This window comes from Amphibiibacter pelophylacis (assembly GCF_037688875.1).
Taxonomy (GTDB): Bacteria; Pseudomonadota; Gammaproteobacteria; order Burkholderiales; family Burkholderiaceae_C; genus Amphibiibacter; species Amphibiibacter pelophylacis.
In genome coordinates this window covers 111879-128807 of record NZ_JAWDIE010000002.1, presented here as the reverse complement: position 1 = coordinate 128807, position 16929 = coordinate 111879, and the positions used below count along the sequence as shown (strand labels likewise).

Genomic DNA, 16929 nt, shown 5'->3' with positions numbered 1-16929 from the left:
GCCAATCGCCTTTCATGAATTTCCAGATTGAAAATTGATAACCCGATCAGGATGTCAATCAAGGTCTTGTTGAAGGCGCTGTTCAAAAAAATCGATGCCTAGACTGGGAACAGCCGGGCAAGCGATGGTCTGACCGCCCGGCACCCTCAGGGGTTGCCGGGCTTTTTTAATGACAAATCGGAAGGAAGGAGCAACAGGCTGACTCAGCCTGTGCTGCGCATCACCATGAACAGAAGCTACCGCACCGTCTGGAATGAATCCACCCAAAGCTGGACCGCTGTTCAGGAATGCGCCAAAGGGCGCGGCAAGAGCCGTTCCAGCCGCCGCCTGAGCCTGCGCAGCCTGCTGCTCGGCACGCTGCTGGCACCCGCCGCCGGTTTTGCGCAAAGCCTGCCACCGCCCGCACCCACGCAGCTGCCCACGGGCGGCCAGGTTTCTGCAGGCCAGGCCAGCATCGCGCAGCAGGGCGCGGCCATGACCATCGGTCAGGCCAGCCAGCGCGCCGTGATCGACTGGAAGGGCTTTGATGTCGGCCGCGAGGCGACGGTCAACTTCCAGCAACCCAGCGCCAGCGCGGTGACCTTGAACCGCGTGCAAGGCGTTGATCCCAGCCAGATTTACGGCCAGATCAAGGCCAACGGGCAGGTCTACCTCAGCAACCCGGCGGGGGTGTACTTCTCGCCGACCGCCAGCGTGAACGTGGGCGGTATCGTCGCCACGACGCGCACGGCTGATTCGGATGCTTTCATGGCAGGCAAAGACCCGTTCGCGGGCCGCGCTGACGGAGGCGCAGTGGTCAACGACGGCCAGATCGTGGCCCCGGCAAGCAGCATTACGCTGCAGGGCGGCAGCGTGGTCAACACCGGCACGCTGGACGCCAGCAGCCTGGTGAACAAAGGCGGCAAGATTGTTCTTGAAGCGCAAGCCTTAAATCTGAAAGCAGGCAGCCAGATCAAAGCCGATGGCGCCACAGGCGGTGGCACCGTGTATGTGGGCGGCGGCTGGCAGGGCAGTGGCGACATGCGCCAGGCCAGCAGCGTCAATATGGACAAAGACGCTAGCATTACCGCCAACGCCACGCAAAACGGCGATGGCGGCGAGGTGGTGCTGTGGAGCGATGTGCACAAGGCGGGCGGGAAAACCACCGCACAAGGCAGTGTGCAGGCCAAAGCGGCGGGCGCGGGTCAAGGCGGGCGTGTTGAAACCTCTGGCCACGATGTTGATTTTTCCGGCTTCCGGGCTGACACCCGGTCTGCGCAGGGCTCTGGCGGGGAATGGCTGATCGACCCAGTCAATATCACCATCAATCGAACCCAAGCTGACGATATTGCCAGTAATCTGTCCAACAACGGCACGGTGACCGTGACCACGGCGGGTGAGGGCACCGACGCAGGCGATTTGACCGTAGAGGCGTCCATCACCCACAGTGGCAGCAATGCGGCCACGCTGAATCTGGTGGCGGATGGCAATATTGCGCTCAATGCCAATATCACCAGTACAGGTGGCGCGTTGGGCCTCACCGCCGTCGCCAAAGGGAAAATCGACCAGGCCGCAGGTGTACAAGCGACAACGCGCGGCGGCGCCGTGCTGTATGCCTCAAACAGCGAAGGTGGCGATGCTGGTGGTATCCGGATGAATGCGGACAGCAAGATTGATACCCGGGTGGACGAGGCGGGTGGGGCTGATGTCACGTTTGGCGGTGGGGACATTAATGGGACATCTGGCGTCAGATCAACTGCATTGGCTAGCAGTGACGATACAACTGCTGCAGGAAGTGTAGGGGGCATTGTTCTGGCCAATGCGGATATTTTTTCCGGCGCTGGAAATATAGCGCTTAACGGTTATATTCATCCGGGTGACGATTGGATATCACGATATTCAGGGGTTTCCATTGTTTCCGATTTCGGCTCGCACGTGGTTAGCGGGAAAACTGTTGCGATAACTGGCTCTACTTTTAGTTTTGACAATAATACAGATATTCGTGGTGCTTATGTCGCTGCTCGTGGCGATGGGGCTGATCAGACGATCCGGGCTGAATCAGCGCTTGTTTTGAATGGCGGTACTGCCGATAATGGTTCTGGTGACCTTGCCCGCGCAGTTGAAATAAGTCAAGCCAAAGTTGTATCGAGTGGTTCCATACAAATAAGTGGGGTCAACGCCTCTGACTTTCATGGTCAGCGTGGTGTTTATATATCCAGCCCACAAAATCTTGCTTCCTTGATTTCTGCCCAAACGGGTTTGCAAATAGAGGGCAATCTTGTCAACGTTAGTTCAGGCAAAGGAAATGTCGGCGTTGAAATCGAAAATGCGCGATTGGAGAATTTGATATCGGGAAATTTTTTAATCAAAAGTACTGTAAGTTACCAAGGTGGAGCTGAATCGAGAGGGATTGTAATTAATCCGGGTACGGGTGGCTCGACAACAATTAGAGGCTCATCTGGAGGGATTGATTTTCTCGCTTTATCCGAAATCTCTGATGCACAGGGTGTGCGAACTGGGGTTCAAGTGGGTGGGGCTGGAAATGTTTCAATTGATGCACTTGGCGGCGGATCAATTAATTTCAAGTCGGTAAAAACTAACAATCAAAATCAGGTTGCTAATGCCATAACTTTTGATCCGTCAGTGGGCCATGTTGTTGTGGGGGGCAGTACGACAGGCGACATTTCGTTATTTGGTAATGGGATTAATCTGCAATCGGCGAATGCCACTCAGACCCCTACAGTGAATTTGGGCGGGGTAGGATATTCGGGCAACATCACTTTGCAGTCATCCGAATTCAGTATTTCTAATGTGGCGGCACTACAGTCGACTGGAACTCTAAATATAGTACCGATTACTGACGACGTGCCGGTGAACGTGCTGTCATGGAATGACGGTGGCAGCTTAAGTTTGGTGAATAACTCGCTAACAGGAAGCAATGCCATTGTCAAAGGCGGATTTTCACAGATCAATATTGGACGATCCGACAGTACGGCCAATTTGAGTGTCACCGGAAGCGCAAACTTTCTCGATCCGGTTCGGTTGTTATCCGGCAGTGGGGGTATCTCTCTGGATGCGCCTCTCAACATGAACGGCACTGCGCTGCGCCTGACTACCCGCGGAACAGTCACCCAGGTGGTGACACAGAATTTGCCAAAGCTTATTCTGGACGGTGGCGGCACGTTTATTCTGGATAACGTGGATAACGATATCGGGACTGTTGCTGCGACTGAGGTGGCGAACATCACTCTGCGCGCCCGCAGCGGCCTGACGATTGGCGAAGTGACAGATGGGATTGGAACTGTGACAGGCATCTCCAGTTCAGGCGCTGTCGATATTGCGACGCAAGCGGGCAATCTGGTTCTGGATCAATCAGTGGGTACAGGCAATACCACTGCGACTGCGGTCACTCTGAATGCTGGCCTGGGCAGCACTGCGGGGACGGCTGCCGGGGGTGATCTGGTGATTAACCCCGGCGCCTCGGTCAATGTGGGTCTGGGTGGAACGGCCACGCTGTACACTGGCAGCCTGGCGGGCAGTACAAGCACGGCGTCTTTGGTTGCTGTCCAGGGGTCTGGCCGCTTTCGTTATGGTAACGATGAGGCTGGTACGCCTTTCATCACAGCGCTGTCGCCGGGCCTGAACCTGATTTATCGCGAACGCCCGACGGCCACATGGACCACAAACAGCGCCAGTATCACATACGGCGATGCTTGGGTTTCTGGCAGCTGGAGTGGAATGCTTAATGGCGATATTGCCAGTGAGCCGGCAATCATCAGTGGCGGTACTAAATCCACCAGCGAATTTTATACGGCGGGCAGCCACGACCTGACCGCTTTTGGTGGCGGTACCGGCCTGGCTGGGCTGGGTTATGCGCTGGCTTACACACCGGGCACTTTGACCGTTGCGCAAAAAGCGCTGGCGGTGAGTGGCATCACGGCGGAGAGCAAAACCTACGATGGTAATACCGCCGCGACGGTCAGCACGGCGGCTGCGCAGTGCGTCGGCCTGGTGGCCGGGGATGTGGTCACCGTGTCTGCCACGGGCGCTTTTGACGGCGAAAATGTGGGCGCGAACCGGGGCGTGGCGCTAACCAGTGTCTACGGCGGTGCGGAGCTGGGAAATTACCTCATCTCCGGGCAGGGCGGCACTGCGGCCAGCATCCTGCCTAAAGCGCTGACCGCCAGCCTGACCGGCACCACCCGCAAGATTTACGACGGCAGCACGGCCGCCAGCCTGGGCGCCAGCAACTTCAGCCTGATCGGATTTGTGGGCAGCGAGGGCGCCAGCATCAGCCAGACCGCAGGCCTCTACGCCGACGCTAACGCAGGCAGTGCCAAGACGGTGAGCGCGACGCTGTCTGCTGGCGACTTCAGCGCCAGCGGCACAACGCTGCTGAGCAACTACGCGCTGCCCACCAGCGCCGAGGGCAGCATCGGGAGCATCGCGCCCAAAGCCCTGACTGCCAGCCTGACCGGCGCCACCCACAAAACCTACGACGGCAGCACAGCCGCCAGCCTGGGCGCCAGCAACTTCAGCCTGATCGGATTTGTGAGCAGCGAGGGCGCCAGCGTCAGCCAGACGGCAGGCCGCTACTTGGATGCCAACGCAGGCAGCGGCAAAGCGGTGAGCGCGACGCTGTCTGCTGGCGACTTCAGCGCCAGCGGCACAACGCTGCTGAGCAACTACGCGCTGCCCACCAGCGCCGAAGGCAGTATCGGCAGCATCCTGCCCAAAGCCCTGACCGCCAGCCTGACCGGCACCACCCGCAAAACCTACGACGGCAGCACGGCGGCCAGCCTTAACGCCAGCAACTTCAGCCTGAGCGGCTTTGTGGACAGCGAAGGTGCCAGCGTCAGCCAGACCGCAGGCCGCTACGCCGACGCTAACGCAGGTAGTGCCAAGACGGTGAGCGCGACCCTGGCCGCTGGCGACTTCAGCGCCAGCGGCACAACGCTGCTGAGCAACTACGCGCTGCCCACCAGCGCCGAGGGCCCCATCGGGAGCATTACGCCCAAAGCCCTGACTGCCAGCCTGACCGGCGCCACCCGCAAGATCTACGACGGCAGCACAGCCGCCAGCCTGGGCGCCAGCAACTTCAGCCTGAGCGGCTTTGTGGACAGCGAAGGTGCCAGCGTCAGCCAGACGGCAGGCCGCTACGACGATGCCAATGCAGGCAGCGGCAAGACGGTGAGCGCGACCCTGGCCGCTGGCGACTTCAGCGCCAGCGGCGCGACGCTGCTGAGCAACTACGCGCTGCCCACCAGAGCCGAGGGCAGTATCGGGAGCATCGCGCGCAAGGCCATTGCCATCACCGGCGTGGCCGCCGCCGACAAAACATACGACGGCAGCACCACCGCGACGTTGACCCGCGCGGGCAGCGTCAGCACCGGGGTGGGCGACGAGACGCTGGTCGTCACGGCAGACGCAGCAAGCGCCCATTTCAGCAGCAAGGACGTGGCCGCCGGCAAGACCGTGACGGTGACTGGTCTGGCGCTGCAGGACGGCAGCGGTGGCGGCCTGGCCAGCAACTACGCCCTGTTGGATTCAGCGGTGACGACCACCGCCAGCATCACGCCCAAGGCGCTCACCGTCAGCGGCATCAGCGCCGCTGACAAGGTCTACGACCGCACGACAGACGTCACGGTGGATGCCAGCCGCGCGGTCATCGAAGGCCTGGTGGGCGGCGACCAGGTGCAGGTGGCCGCCGCAGGCCGCTTCAGCGACAAAAACGTGGGCGCTGACAAAAAAGTCCGGCTGGAGAGCAGTTACAGCGGCGGCGACAGGGGCAATTACACCATCGCTGACCAGGCCAGCACCACGGCCAGCATCACGCCCCGGGCGGCCCGCGTCGGCGGCATCACCGCCAGCGACAAGGCCTACGACGGCACGGTGGCCGCTTCGGTCAGCACGTCGCAGGCGGCGGTGTCGGGCCTTCTGGATGGCGATCAGGTCCGCGTCACAGTCAGCGGCAATTTCGCAGACAGGAACGCGGGCACGCACGCGGTCGACCTGAGCGTCAGCCACCAGGGCAGCGATGCGGCCAACTACAGTTACAGCGATCAGGCCAGCGCCACGGCGACCATCACGCCCCGGGTCATCACCCTGACCGCGCCCAGTGTCAGCCGGGTGTACGACGGCGGCACCGGCTACACGGCCAGCGCGGCCGAGCTGGCGGCGCTGGCAACCCATCTGGTCAAGGGCGACGGGCTGGCGCAGGTGTCGCTGGCTTTCGACAGCAAAAACGTCGGCATTGGCAAGACGCTGACCCTCAGCAAGGCGGTCATCGACGATGGCAACGGCGGCAAGAACTACAACGTCACGCTGAAAGAAAACACCACCAGCCGCATCACCCGCCTGGACAGCGTTACCTGGGTGGGCGCCCCCAACGCCGAAAAGCCGGGGAGCTGGTTCGATCCGGCCAACTGGGCGGGCGGGGCGGTGCCCGATCTGGCCAACGTGGCCCATGTGGTGATCCCGGCCGGGGTGACGGTCCGTTTTGATCCGGCGGGCGCCAAGGGCAGTGCAGTGGCCGACCAGCCGGTGCAGGTCGATGGCATCGGCAGCGGTCTGGGCAGTTTGATGATGGCCGGGGGCGATCTGCAGGTGGGCGCCGACGGCCTGAAGCTGGACGCCCTGACGCAAAGCGTTGGCCGATCGGCCGTGGCCGGGGCCGGGGCCGCCAGCGTGAGCGGCGATATGCCGGTCAGCCAGGAGTTGATCCAGACCGGCGGCGCTGTCGCGCTGGAACGCGCCTTCGTGAGCGGCACCCAGACGCAATCGGGCGCCGCGATGGCGGTGTCCGGCACGCTGCGCGGTGGCGATCTGTCGATCTCTGGCGGGACGCTGTCGGTGGACGGCGGCACCTCGGTGAACCAGCTGCACCAGAGCGGCGGTACGCTCGATTTCTACGGACCGGTCAATCTGGCGGACACTTTCAGCCAGACCGGCGGCAGTGCCACCACGCACGGCAGCCTGAAGGGCGGTAGCGTGGCGGTGTCGCAGAGCGGGCGGTTCAATGCGAGGTCGACGGTTGATCTTGAGACGCTCAGTGTCGATGGCGGCCGCGTCAGCCTGGATCGTGGCCTGAACGCCCGCCAGCTGGATCTGCGTGGCGGCACGCTGCTGACCGCTGGGCCGGTGAATGCGGGCACCCTCAACCGCTCCGGAGGGAACTTTGTGCAGGACGGTCAGGAGACCGGGCTTGTCGATCCGGGCCAGGTGACGGCCAGCGTGGCCGCGCCCACTGAAGGCAGCCCGGTGCTGCGCAATCCTGACACCCCCGCGCCGACCCTCACTGTCGTCGGCGATGTGACGCTGCCACCTTCAGTCCGGGCCGTCATGCGGGTGGCATCCACGCCCGCATCGCCTGGCCAGCCCGCCACGCTGAATGTGGAGATCCGGCCCGATGCGCTCAGCCGCCCGGAAGGCTTCACCTTCGCCGTGCCGCAGCGCGTCTGGGGCGGCGAGAGCAGCCAGGGCGTGCGCGCGCAGCTGCCCGATGGCAAACCGCTGCCCTCCGGCGTCAGCTTCGACGCGCGCACCCAGCGCTTCACGGTGGCGTCCAAAGCCGACGTGACGCTGCCGCTGACGGTGGTGCTGCGCGCGGCCTCTGGCCAGGAGGTGGTGGTGGTGGTTGATGCGGGCTGATCGCTGAAATTGCCCCACCATTCAGGGCCTGTTGTGGCGTTTCGCCACTGACCCTGAAACTAGACTGGGACAGCCGGGTTACCCGGGTGTCTTATAGCCCGGCATCTTCACAGGTGCCGGGTTTTTTATTATATGAATTGGAGGGAGGCGAACCCGGCTGCATCAGCCGGGGGCTGCTGCGCACATGAATCAAAGCTACCGCACCGTCTGGAATGAATCCACCCAAAGCTGGACCGCTGTTCAGGAATGCGCCAAAGGGCGCGGCAAAAGTCGCAGCAGCCGCAATCTGAATCTAAGGAATCTGATTATTGGATCATTGCTGATTCCCGCTGCCGGTTTTGCGCAAACCGCACTCCCCAATTCTCCGGCGCCCACCCAGCTGCCCACGGGCGGCCAGGTTTCTGCAGGCCAGGCCAGCATCGCCCAGCAGGGCGCCGTCATGACCATAGACCAGGCCAGCCAGCGCGCCGTGATCGACTGGAAGGGCTTCGATGTCGGCCGCGATGCGACGGTCAATTTCCAGCATCCCAGCGCCAGCGCGGTCACCTTGAATCGCGTGCAAGGTGTTGATCCCAGCCAGATTTACGGCCAGATTAAAGCCAACGGACAAGTCTACCTGAGCAACCCGGCGGGCGTTTACTTTTCGCCGACCGCGAGTGTGAATGTCGGCGGCATTGTGGCCACGACGCGCACAGCGGATTCCGACGCTTTCATGGCGGGCAAAGACCCGTTCGCAGGCCGTGCGGACGGGGCAAATGGCGGCGCAGTCGTCAACGAAGGCCAGATTGCGGCTCCGGCAGGCAGCATCACGCTGCAGGGCGACAGCGTGGTCAACACCGGCACGCTTAACGCCAGCAGCCTGGTGAACAAAGGCGGCAAGATTGTTCTTGAGGCGCAAGCCATCGCCCTGAAAGCAGGCAGCCAGATCAAAGCCGATGGCGCCACGGGCGGTGGCACCGTACACGTGGGCGGCGGCTGGCAAGGCGCGGGCGAGATGCGCCAGGCCAGCAGCGTCAATATGGAAACGGGTTCGAGCATTACCGCCAACGCCACGCAAAACGGCGATGGCGGCGAGGTGGTGCTGTGGAGTGATATTCACAAGGCGGGCGGTAAAACCACAGCGCAGGGCCAGGTGTCAGTGACCGGCGGAGCAGAAAGCGGCGATGGCGGTCGCGTTGAAACCTCTGGCCACAGCGTGGATATTGCGGGTTTTGGCGTGAATGCCCTGGCCGAAAAAGGCAAGGCTGGGCAGTGGCTGATTGATCCGTACAACTACACGATTGGAGACGATCAGGCTGCAGCCATCGGGGATGCACTGAATACTGCGGATGTGACGGTGACGACTGCCCTGAGCAATACCACGCAGGGTGGCTCTACCAATTCGGGGGACGCAGGCGACATCACGGTATCCAGTGCCATCACCAAAACCGGAAGTGCTGCAACCACGCTGAATCTGGTCGCTGATCGCGATATCGCCATCAATGCAGATATTTCCAGTAGCAATGGCGCGCTGGGCGTTACGGCCCAGGCCGCGCGCAATATCAGTCAGGCCACAAGCAAACAGCTCACGACGCGCGGTGGGGCGGTGACGTATGCAGCCACTGGGAATATCACCCTGGAGGCGCTGTCCGGCATCGATACCCGCCAGGCCGATGGCACGGGCGGCGCCAACGTGATCCTGGGCGGTGGAAAAGATGGCAGCACCGCTGCCTATGGCTACACCTGGGGCGTCAAGCTGGACAGTGCCACGCTGCAGGCGGGCAGCGGCGCGGTCTCGTTGCGGGGCCGAAGCAACGGCCCCAGCGGCCCGGGTGTTGACCTGGCCGGCGCCAGCCGCATCGTCGCCGGGGGCGGCATCGCCTTGACGGGTGAATCCAGCAACACGAACGGCGCCGGGGTCGAGATCAACAGCACCGACGGCGGCAATACGCTCAGCCTGGAGGCCACCGGCGGTGGTGGGGTGAGCATCAACGGCCAAACCGAAGCCGACAACAGCGCCGGGGTGCGCATTGCGGGGGACGGTACGGTGCGGATCGCCTCCGGGACGGGGGATATCCGCATCGCGGGCGAAGCCACTGTGGCCGGACTGGGCACCAGCAGCGGCATCAAGGCTGCGTCGGGCGGCCCGCTGCGCGTGACCAGCAGCGGGGGCGGCGCCATCACCCTCAGCGCCAAAAGCCGGGACTCGCAGTATTCCAAGGACCTGAACATCGAGCGCACCGCCACCACCCTGGGCGGCGCGGGCTACAGCGGCACGCTGACGCTGGAAGCCGACCGGCCTTACCTGGCCACCGGCGCGCGCCTGCAGGGCACGGGCGAGCTGGTACTGCAGCAGGCCAGCGCCAGCCGCGCTTGGAAAATAGGTAGCCTCAATCCTCAGGAGGGCGCCCCGTTGGAAGCGAGCAACGAAGGTTTCCTGAAAATCACCAGCGTGGTCCAGCCCGGATTCGCCCAGGTGACCGTGGGGCGCAGCGACAGCACCGCCACGCTGGTGTCCGACGCAACCCTGACACCGCTGACCGATCTTCACCTGCGCAGCGGCAGCGGCGGCATCACGCTGCGCGACGCCATCAATGCGGACAACAACGACGTCCCCTACACCGTGCGTTTGACCACCCCCGGCACGGTGAGCCAGTTCGGTTCCGGGATTCACGCCCGCGCTCTGGTGCTGGACGGCGGGGGCCAGTTCAATATGGCCAACGTGGGCAACAAGGTGGGGACCTTGAGCGCGCCGTCGGTCGCCAGCCTGAAATATCTGGATTCGAACGTGCTGGCTGTCGGCGATATCAGCGCCAGCGGCCCGGTCGATATCGCCACCCACACCGGCGATCTGACCCTCAGCGGCGTCATCAGCACCACCGATGCCAGCGACCGCGCCCTGACCCTGACGGCGCACAACTTCTTCGGCGCGGGGACGGCCAGCGGCGGCAATATCGTCGTCAACGGCGGCAGCCTGAGCGTGGGCGCCGGCGGCAGCGCGCGGCTGTACACCGGCAGCATCGCGGGCAGCACCAGCGCTGCGGCGCTGGCCACCCCCGGACAGTTCCGCTACGCCAGCGACAACAACTACTTCGCGGAAAAAGTCAAAACCGGCTACACCGCGCCGCTGGCCTCGGGCACCACGCTGATTTACCGCGAACAGCCCACCGCCACCTGGGCCGTGTCCGACGCCAGCATCACCTATGGCGACAACTTCAGCCCGGCGGCTTCCGCCTGGAGTGGCACGGTCAACGGCGACAGCAGCAGCCAGGCGGCACAGGTCAGCGCCCCGGGTCCGCTGTCCGGCAGCGGCCATCTTGTCGCGGGCACGCACGCTCTTGAAGCACAGGGCGGCGGCGCCGATCTGGCCGCGCTGGGCTACCGCCTGGCGTATGGCACAGGCACGCTGACCGTCGCGCCCAAAGCGCTGGTGCTCAGCGGCATCACGGCCCGCGACAAAATTTACGATGGCAGCACCGCTGCGCCGATCACGCTGGCCGACGCCAGCCTGGACGGCCGAGTCGCGGGAGATGATCTTTCCGTGACCGGCACCTTCGCCAGCAAAAACGTCAGTGCGGATGCGCAGACCGTGTCCCTGTCCGCCTCGGGCGCGGACGCGGGCAACTACACCGTCACCGGCCAGGAGACGGCCAGCGCGCGCATCACGCCCAAAGCCGTCACTGTCAGCGGCATCACCGCCGCCGACAAGGTCTACGACGGGACAGTCTCCGCCACCGTGGACGCCACGCGCGCCGTGTTTGAAGGAATGATCGCGGGCGACGATTTGGCCGCCAGCAGCACTGGCACCTTCGGCGACAGGAATGCTGGCAGCGGAAAAACCGTGACGCTGGCCAGCACGTACACGGGCGCTGACCAGGGCAATTACACCTACACCGATCAGGCCAGCACCACCGCCAGCATCACGCCCAAAGCCGTCGCCGTGAGCGGCATCACCGCCGGTGACAAGGTCTACGACGGCAGCAGGGCGGCGACCGTCGATGCCAGCAAAGCGGTGTTTGACGGCCTGATTGCGGGCGATGCTGTCGCCGCCAGCAGCACCGGCCAGTTCAGCGACAAAAACGTCGGCAGTGGCAAAACGGTGACCCTGGCCAGCACCTATTCGGGCGCCGATGTGGGCAATTACACCCTGACCGATCAGGCCAGCACCACCGCCAGCATTACGCCCAAAGCCATCGCCGTGAGCGGCATCACCGCCGGTGACAAGGTCTACGACGGCAGCAGGGCGGCGACCGTTGATGCCAGCAAAGCGGTGTTTGACGGCCTGATCGCGGGCGATAAGGTGGCCGCCAGCAGCACCGGCCAGTTCAGCGACAAAAACGTCGGCAGTGGCAAAACCGTCAGCTTGACCAGCACCTATTCGGGCGCCGATGTGGGCAATTACACCCTGACCGATCAGGCCAGTGCCACGGCCAGCATCACGCCCAAAGCCGTCGCCGTGAGCGGCATCACAGCGGCGGACAGGGTCTACGACGGGACAGTTTCCGCCACCGTGGACGCCAGCCGCGCCATGTTTGAAGGGATGATCGCGGGCGACGACCTGGCCGCCAGCAGCACCGGCATCTTCAGCGACAAAAACGTCGGCAGCGCCAAAACCGTCAGCCTGAGCAGCAACTACACGGGCTTCGATGTGGGCAACTACACCGTCACCGACCAGGCGAGTGCCTCTGCGAGCATCACGCCCAAGGCGCTGGCGGTCAGTGGCATCACGGCCGCCGACAAGGTCTACGACGGCGCGACTTCCTCGGTAGTGGATGTCAGCAAAGCGGTGATCGACGGCCTTGTCGCAGGCGACACGGTGGCTGTCAGCGCCACCGGCCAGTTCAGCGACAAAAACGTCGGCAGCGGCAAAACCGTCGCCCTGGCCAGCAGCTACTCGGGCGCGGATGCGGGCAACTACGCCATCGCCGACCAGGCCAGCGCCACGGCCAGCATCACGCCCAAGGCGCTGGTGATCAGTGGCGTCACCGCCCGCGACAAGGTGTACGACGGCGGTACTGCCGCGCAGATCGCGCTGGCCGACTCCAGCCTGGACGGCCAGGTCGCGGGGGATGATCTTTCCGTGACCGGCACCTTCGCCAGCAAAAATGCCAGCGCGGAGGCTCAGACCGTGTCGCTGGCCGTTGCGGGTGCAGATGTGGGCAACTACAGCGTCAGCGGGCAGGACACGGCCCGTGCGCGCATCACGCCCAAAACGGTGGCGGTGAGTGGCATTACAGCGGCGGACAAGGTCTACGACGGAACAGTTTCCGCCACCGTGGACGCCAGCGGCGCCATGTTTGAAGGGATGATCGCGGGCGACGACCTGGCCGCCAGCAGCACCGGCCAGTTCAGCGACAAAAACGTCGGCAGTGGCAAAACCGTCAGCCTGAGCAGCAACTACTCGGGCGCTGATGTGGGCAACTACGCCATCACCGACCAGGCGAGTGCCTCGGCGAGCATCACGCCCAAGGCGCTGGCGGTCAGTGGCATCACGGCCGCCGACAAGGTTTATGACGGCGCGACTTCCTCGGGAGTGGATGCCAGCAAAGCGGTGTTCGACGGCCTTGTCGCAGGCGACACGGTGGCGGTCAGCGCCACCGGCCAGTTCAGCGACAAAAACGTCGGCAGCGGCAAAACCGTCGCCCTGGCCAGCAGCTACTCGGGCGCGGATGCGGGCAACTACGCCATCGCCGACCAGGCCAGTGCCACGGCCAGCATCACGCCCAAGGCGCTGTCGGTCAGCGGCATCACGGTGGCTGACAAGGTCTATGACGGCGCGACTTCCTCGGCAGTGGATTCCAGCAAAGCGCTCTTTGAGGGCCTGGTCGCGGGCGACTCTGTGGCGGCCACAAGCTCCGGCCAGTTCAGCGACAAAAACGTCGGCAGCGGCAAAACCGTCAGTCTGACCAGCCGCTATTCGGGCGCCGACGCGAGCAACTACGCCATCACCGACCAGGCCAGCAGCACGGCCAGCATCACGCCCAAAGCGCTGTCGGTGAGGGGCATCACGGCCGCTGACAAGGTCTACGACGGCGGCACGGCGGCGACGGTTGACGCCCGCAGTGCGGTCTTCGATGGCCTTGTCACCGGCGACGATGTCCGTGCCTCGGCCACCGGCCAGTTCGCCGACAAAAACGTCGGCAGCGGCAAAAACGTGGTTTTGACCAGTGATTTCACCGGCGCCGATGTGGGCAACTACGCCATCACCGGGCAGGCTGCGGCGAGCAGCAGCATCAGCCGCCTGGCTCAGGCCACCTGGGTGGGCGGCGCGAGCGGCAGCTGGTTCGACGCCGCCAACTGGGCCGGTGGGGCCGTGCCGGATCTGGCGAACGTCAGCCGGGTTGATATTCCGGTGGGCGTGACGGTCGATTTCGCGCCGCCCGCCAGCGCGGGCGCGGTGCAGGTCGATGGCATCAGTGCCGGTGGCCTGGCCCTGCGCGGAGGGGCTCTGGACGTGGGCGCGGACGGCTTGCAGCTGGCGACGCTGGATCAGTCGGGCGACAGCCGCCTGCAGGTGGCAGGCGCGTCGCGTCTGGGCGACTACACGGTGGACGGCGGCCAGGCGCGCTTTGGCCAGACCCTGGTGGCCGACAGCCTGACGCAGTCGGCGGGTGATGTCCGGGTGGATGCGCTCGCGCAGATCACCCGGCTGGCGCGCACGGGCGGCGTGTTTGTCAGCCAGGCGCCCCAGGCTGATCCGGGCCTTGTGACGGCTGTTGCGTCGGGTTCGTCCGGCACGGCGGTCTCGTCCGGTGCAGCGGAAGGGCCTGGCGCGGTGGCTGGACCGATGGCCACGGCCTCGCCAGCGCCGACGCTGATCAGCTCGACCGATGCGGCGCTGGACCTGTCGGGCAGCGAGTCGGCAGCGCCGCAGGCCGCCCCAACACCTGCGCCTGCGGCCACGTCCACACCCGCCGCCGAAGTGGCCTGGACGCCCGCCAGCGCTGGCGCGACCGCGCAGGTGCGCGTGCAGATCCAGCCGCAGGCCCTGTCTGGCGGCGAAGGTTTTGGCTTTGCAGTGCCTGCGCAGGTCTGGGGCGGTGCGGCGCCGGGTGATCTTCAGGCCGTGATGCCTGGCGGCGCGGCGCTGCCCGAAGGCGTCAGTTTTGACAGCCAGACCCAGTCCTTCCAGGTCAGCCCGCAGGCCAAAGTCAGCTGGCCCCTGACGCTGGTGCTGAAGTCGGGCTCAGGGCAGGAGGTTCGCGTCGAGATCAACTCGGCGGATCAGGCCCGCTGATCGGGCGGCGCGGGCTGCGCGGTTGGGGCGGGAGGGCCGGGATGAGCGGTCCCCAGCCACCCCCGCCGCGCCACCAGCCACGCGCCTCCCGGCAGTGGCCAGCGCTGGCCGGTGGTGGCGCGGGGCAGTTCGGCCTGCAGTCGCGCGATCAGGGTTTCGGGCGGAGCGGCGGTTAGCTGGCCCAGCCAGTGGCGCAGCAGGATGCCGCGCCGCGCGGGCGAGAGCCTGAGCCAGGCGCTGATGTCCAGCCGAGGCGGGCTGCCCGCCAGCGCTTGCGCGGCGTCCAGTTCGGCCAGCTCGTTCAGCGCGTCAGCGGCCTGCGCCGCACGGCGAGCGGCGTGACTAAGCGCCGAGGCAGCGTGCGGAAACGCCGCCTCCAGCGCGGGCAGTACGGCGTGGCGCAGGCGGCTGCGCGTGTGGCGCGGGTCGGTGTTGCTGGGGTCGTGAACCACAGGCAGGGCGTGGGTGGCCGCGTAGGCGGCGATGCGCTTCGGGGCTTCATCCAGCCAGGGGCGCAGCCAGCGCAGACCGTCGCGCTGCGCATCAGACGGCATGGCCGCCAGGCCGGCCGGACCCGCGCTGCGCAGCAGTTGCAGCAGCACGGTCTCGATCTGATCCTGGCGGTGGTGGGCCAGCAGCACGGCCTGGCATCCGGCGGCGCGGGCCATGCGGCCCAAAGCGGCATAACGGCCGCGCCGCGCCCACGCTTCGATGCTTTCGCCGGGAGCGGGCTGACCGTGCAGTCGGCTGACCTGACCGGTGACCGGGTCGCCCCGGGCGGCCCACTGGGCGCACAGCGCCATCAGGCCGTCGGCCCAGGCATCGGCCTGCGCCATCAGCCCGTGGTGCACGTGCAGGGCGTGAACCGTGACAGAGGAAGAAGGGGCTGAAGGGGCTGAAGGGGAGGAGGGCGCCGCCTGCGCCAGTTTTTTCGCCGCCGCCACCGTGGCGTGCAGCAGGGCGATGGAATCGCGCCCGCCGCTGCAGGCCACCGCGATGGCGCGGGGCCGGGCGAATTCAGCGCCCAGCACCTGCGCCAGCCAGCGCGGATTCAGGGCCAGCGCTCCAGGCGCTCGGTGCGCCGGGGCTTGAGGACGCTTCTGGGGCTCGGGCCGCTCAGGCGGCGTCGAGGTAGCGCCCATAGCTTTGCAGGCGGGCGTAGCGCTGGTCCAGCAGCTCGGGGGTCGGCAGCGCCTTCAGGCGGTCCAGCGCGGCCTGCAGCAGCGGCTGGATGTTCTGGCAGGTGTCCTGCGGCTTGCGGTGCGCGCCGCCGGTGGGTTCGGGGCAGATCTCGTCGATCAGGCCCAGCTCCAGCAGGCGCGGCGCCACGATGCCCAGCGCCTGAGCGGCGTCGGCGCTGCGCTCGGCGGTCTTCCACAGGATGGAGGCGCAGCCCTCCGGCGAAATCACCGAGTACACCGCGTGCTGCAGCATGATGACGTGGTCGGCCACGCTGATGGCCAGCGCGCCGCCCGAACCGCCTTCACCGATGATGGTGGTGATGATGGGCACGCGCAGCTGCGCCATCTCGAAAATGTTGCGGCCAATGGCCTCCGACTGGCCGCGCTCCTCGGCGCCGATGCCGGGGTAGGCGCCCGGCGTGTCGACAAAGGTGAAGACGGGCAGGGCAAACTTTTCGGCCAGCTTCATCAGGCGCAGCGCCTTGCGGTAGCCCTCGGGGCGGCTCATGCCGAAGTTGCGCAGGGTGCGCTCCTTGGTGTCGCGCCCTTTCTGGTGGCCGATGACCATGCACGACTGCCCGCCAAAGCGCGCCAGGCCGCCGACAATGGAGGCGTCTTCGGCGTAGTGGCGGTCGCCCTGCAGCTCCTGGAAATCGGTGAACAGGGTGTTCACGTAATCCAGCGTGTAGGGGCGCTGCGGGTGGCGGGCCACCAGCGTCGTCTGCCAGGGGCTGAGCTTGGCGTAAATGTCCCGGGTGAGCTGGCGGACTTTTTTCTCCAGCCGGCCGATCTCGTCGGAGATATCCACCGCCGAATCGCCCTGCACGTGGCGCAGGTCGTCGATCTTGGCCTGGAGGTCGGCAATGCCCTGTTCAAAATCTAGAAAGTGTTTTCTGCTCATGG

5 protein-coding genes and 1 pseudogene are annotated in these 16929 nt (G+C 65.1%); 3 read left to right on the top strand and 3 right to left on the bottom strand.

What is annotated here, in order from left to right; all coding sequences use genetic code 11:
• Window positions 1-225 precede the first annotated feature (225 nt).
• Window positions 226-933 (top strand): annotated as a pseudogene (locus RV045_RS01885) (two-partner secretion domain-containing protein); the annotation flags it as partial.
• Here RV045_RS01885 and RV045_RS01880 read toward each other — a convergent pair.
• Entirely contained in the window at window positions 928-1563 is a 636-nt protein-coding gene (locus tag RV045_RS01880) for a hypothetical protein (RefSeq protein ID WP_423234124.1), read from the bottom strand. The pseudogene RV045_RS01885 and the gene RV045_RS01880 sit on opposite strands and share 6 nt — an antisense overlap.
• Before the next feature lie 2154 nt (window positions 1564-3717).
• Here RV045_RS01880 and RV045_RS01875 point away from each other — a divergent pair.
• Both RV045_RS01875 and RV045_RS01870 read left to right on the top strand, forming a co-directional pair.
• Window positions 3718-7629 carry a beta strand repeat-containing protein gene (locus RV045_RS01875; protein ID WP_423234121.1) on the top strand — a complete coding sequence of 1304 codons (3912 nt, stop codon included), beginning with the start codon at window positions 3718-3720 and terminating at the stop codon, window positions 7627-7629.
• A gap of 184 nt (window positions 7630-7813) precedes the next feature.
• Entirely contained in the window at window positions 7814-14845 is a 7032-nt protein-coding gene (locus RV045_RS01870; RefSeq protein ID WP_423234061.1) for a YDG domain-containing protein, read from the top strand.
• On the opposite strand, the gene tilS is transcribed toward RV045_RS01870, so the two are convergent.
• Together tilS and RV045_RS01860 are read right to left on the bottom strand one after the other, a co-directional pair.
• Window positions 14833-15987 (bottom strand): tRNA lysidine(34) synthetase TilS, encoded by a 1155-nt coding sequence (tilS, locus tag RV045_RS01865; RefSeq protein WP_423234060.1) that lies wholly within the window; start codon window positions 15985-15987, stop codon window positions 14833-14835. The two genes, RV045_RS01870 and tilS, sit on opposite strands and share 13 nt — an antisense overlap.
• Window positions 15962-16927, bottom strand: coding sequence for an acetyl-CoA carboxylase carboxyltransferase subunit alpha (locus tag RV045_RS01860; protein WP_423234059.1), 966 nt, complete (start codon window positions 16925-16927; stop codon window positions 15962-15964). Before RV045_RS01860 ends, tilS begins: the two co-directional genes overlap by 26 nt.
• Window positions 16928-16929 lie beyond the last annotated feature (2 nt).

What these genes read in the sequence shown, in the direction of transcription:
- RV045_RS01875 (WP_423234121.1), top strand. Translation starts at nt 3,718, where the DNA reads ATGCTTAATGGCGATATTGCCAGTGAGCCGGCAATCATCAGTGGCGGT.
- RV045_RS01870 (WP_423234061.1), top strand. Translation starts at nt 7,814, where the DNA reads ATGAATCAAAGCTACCGCACCGTCTGGAATGAATCCACCCAAAGCTGG.
- tilS (WP_423234060.1), bottom strand. Translation starts at nt 15,987, where the DNA reads ATGGGCGCTACCTCGACGCCGCCTGAGCGGCCCGAGCCCCAGAAGCGT.
- RV045_RS01860 (WP_423234059.1), bottom strand. Translation starts at nt 16,927, where the DNA reads ATGAGCAGAAAACACTTTCTAGATTTTGAACAGGGCATTGCCGACCTC.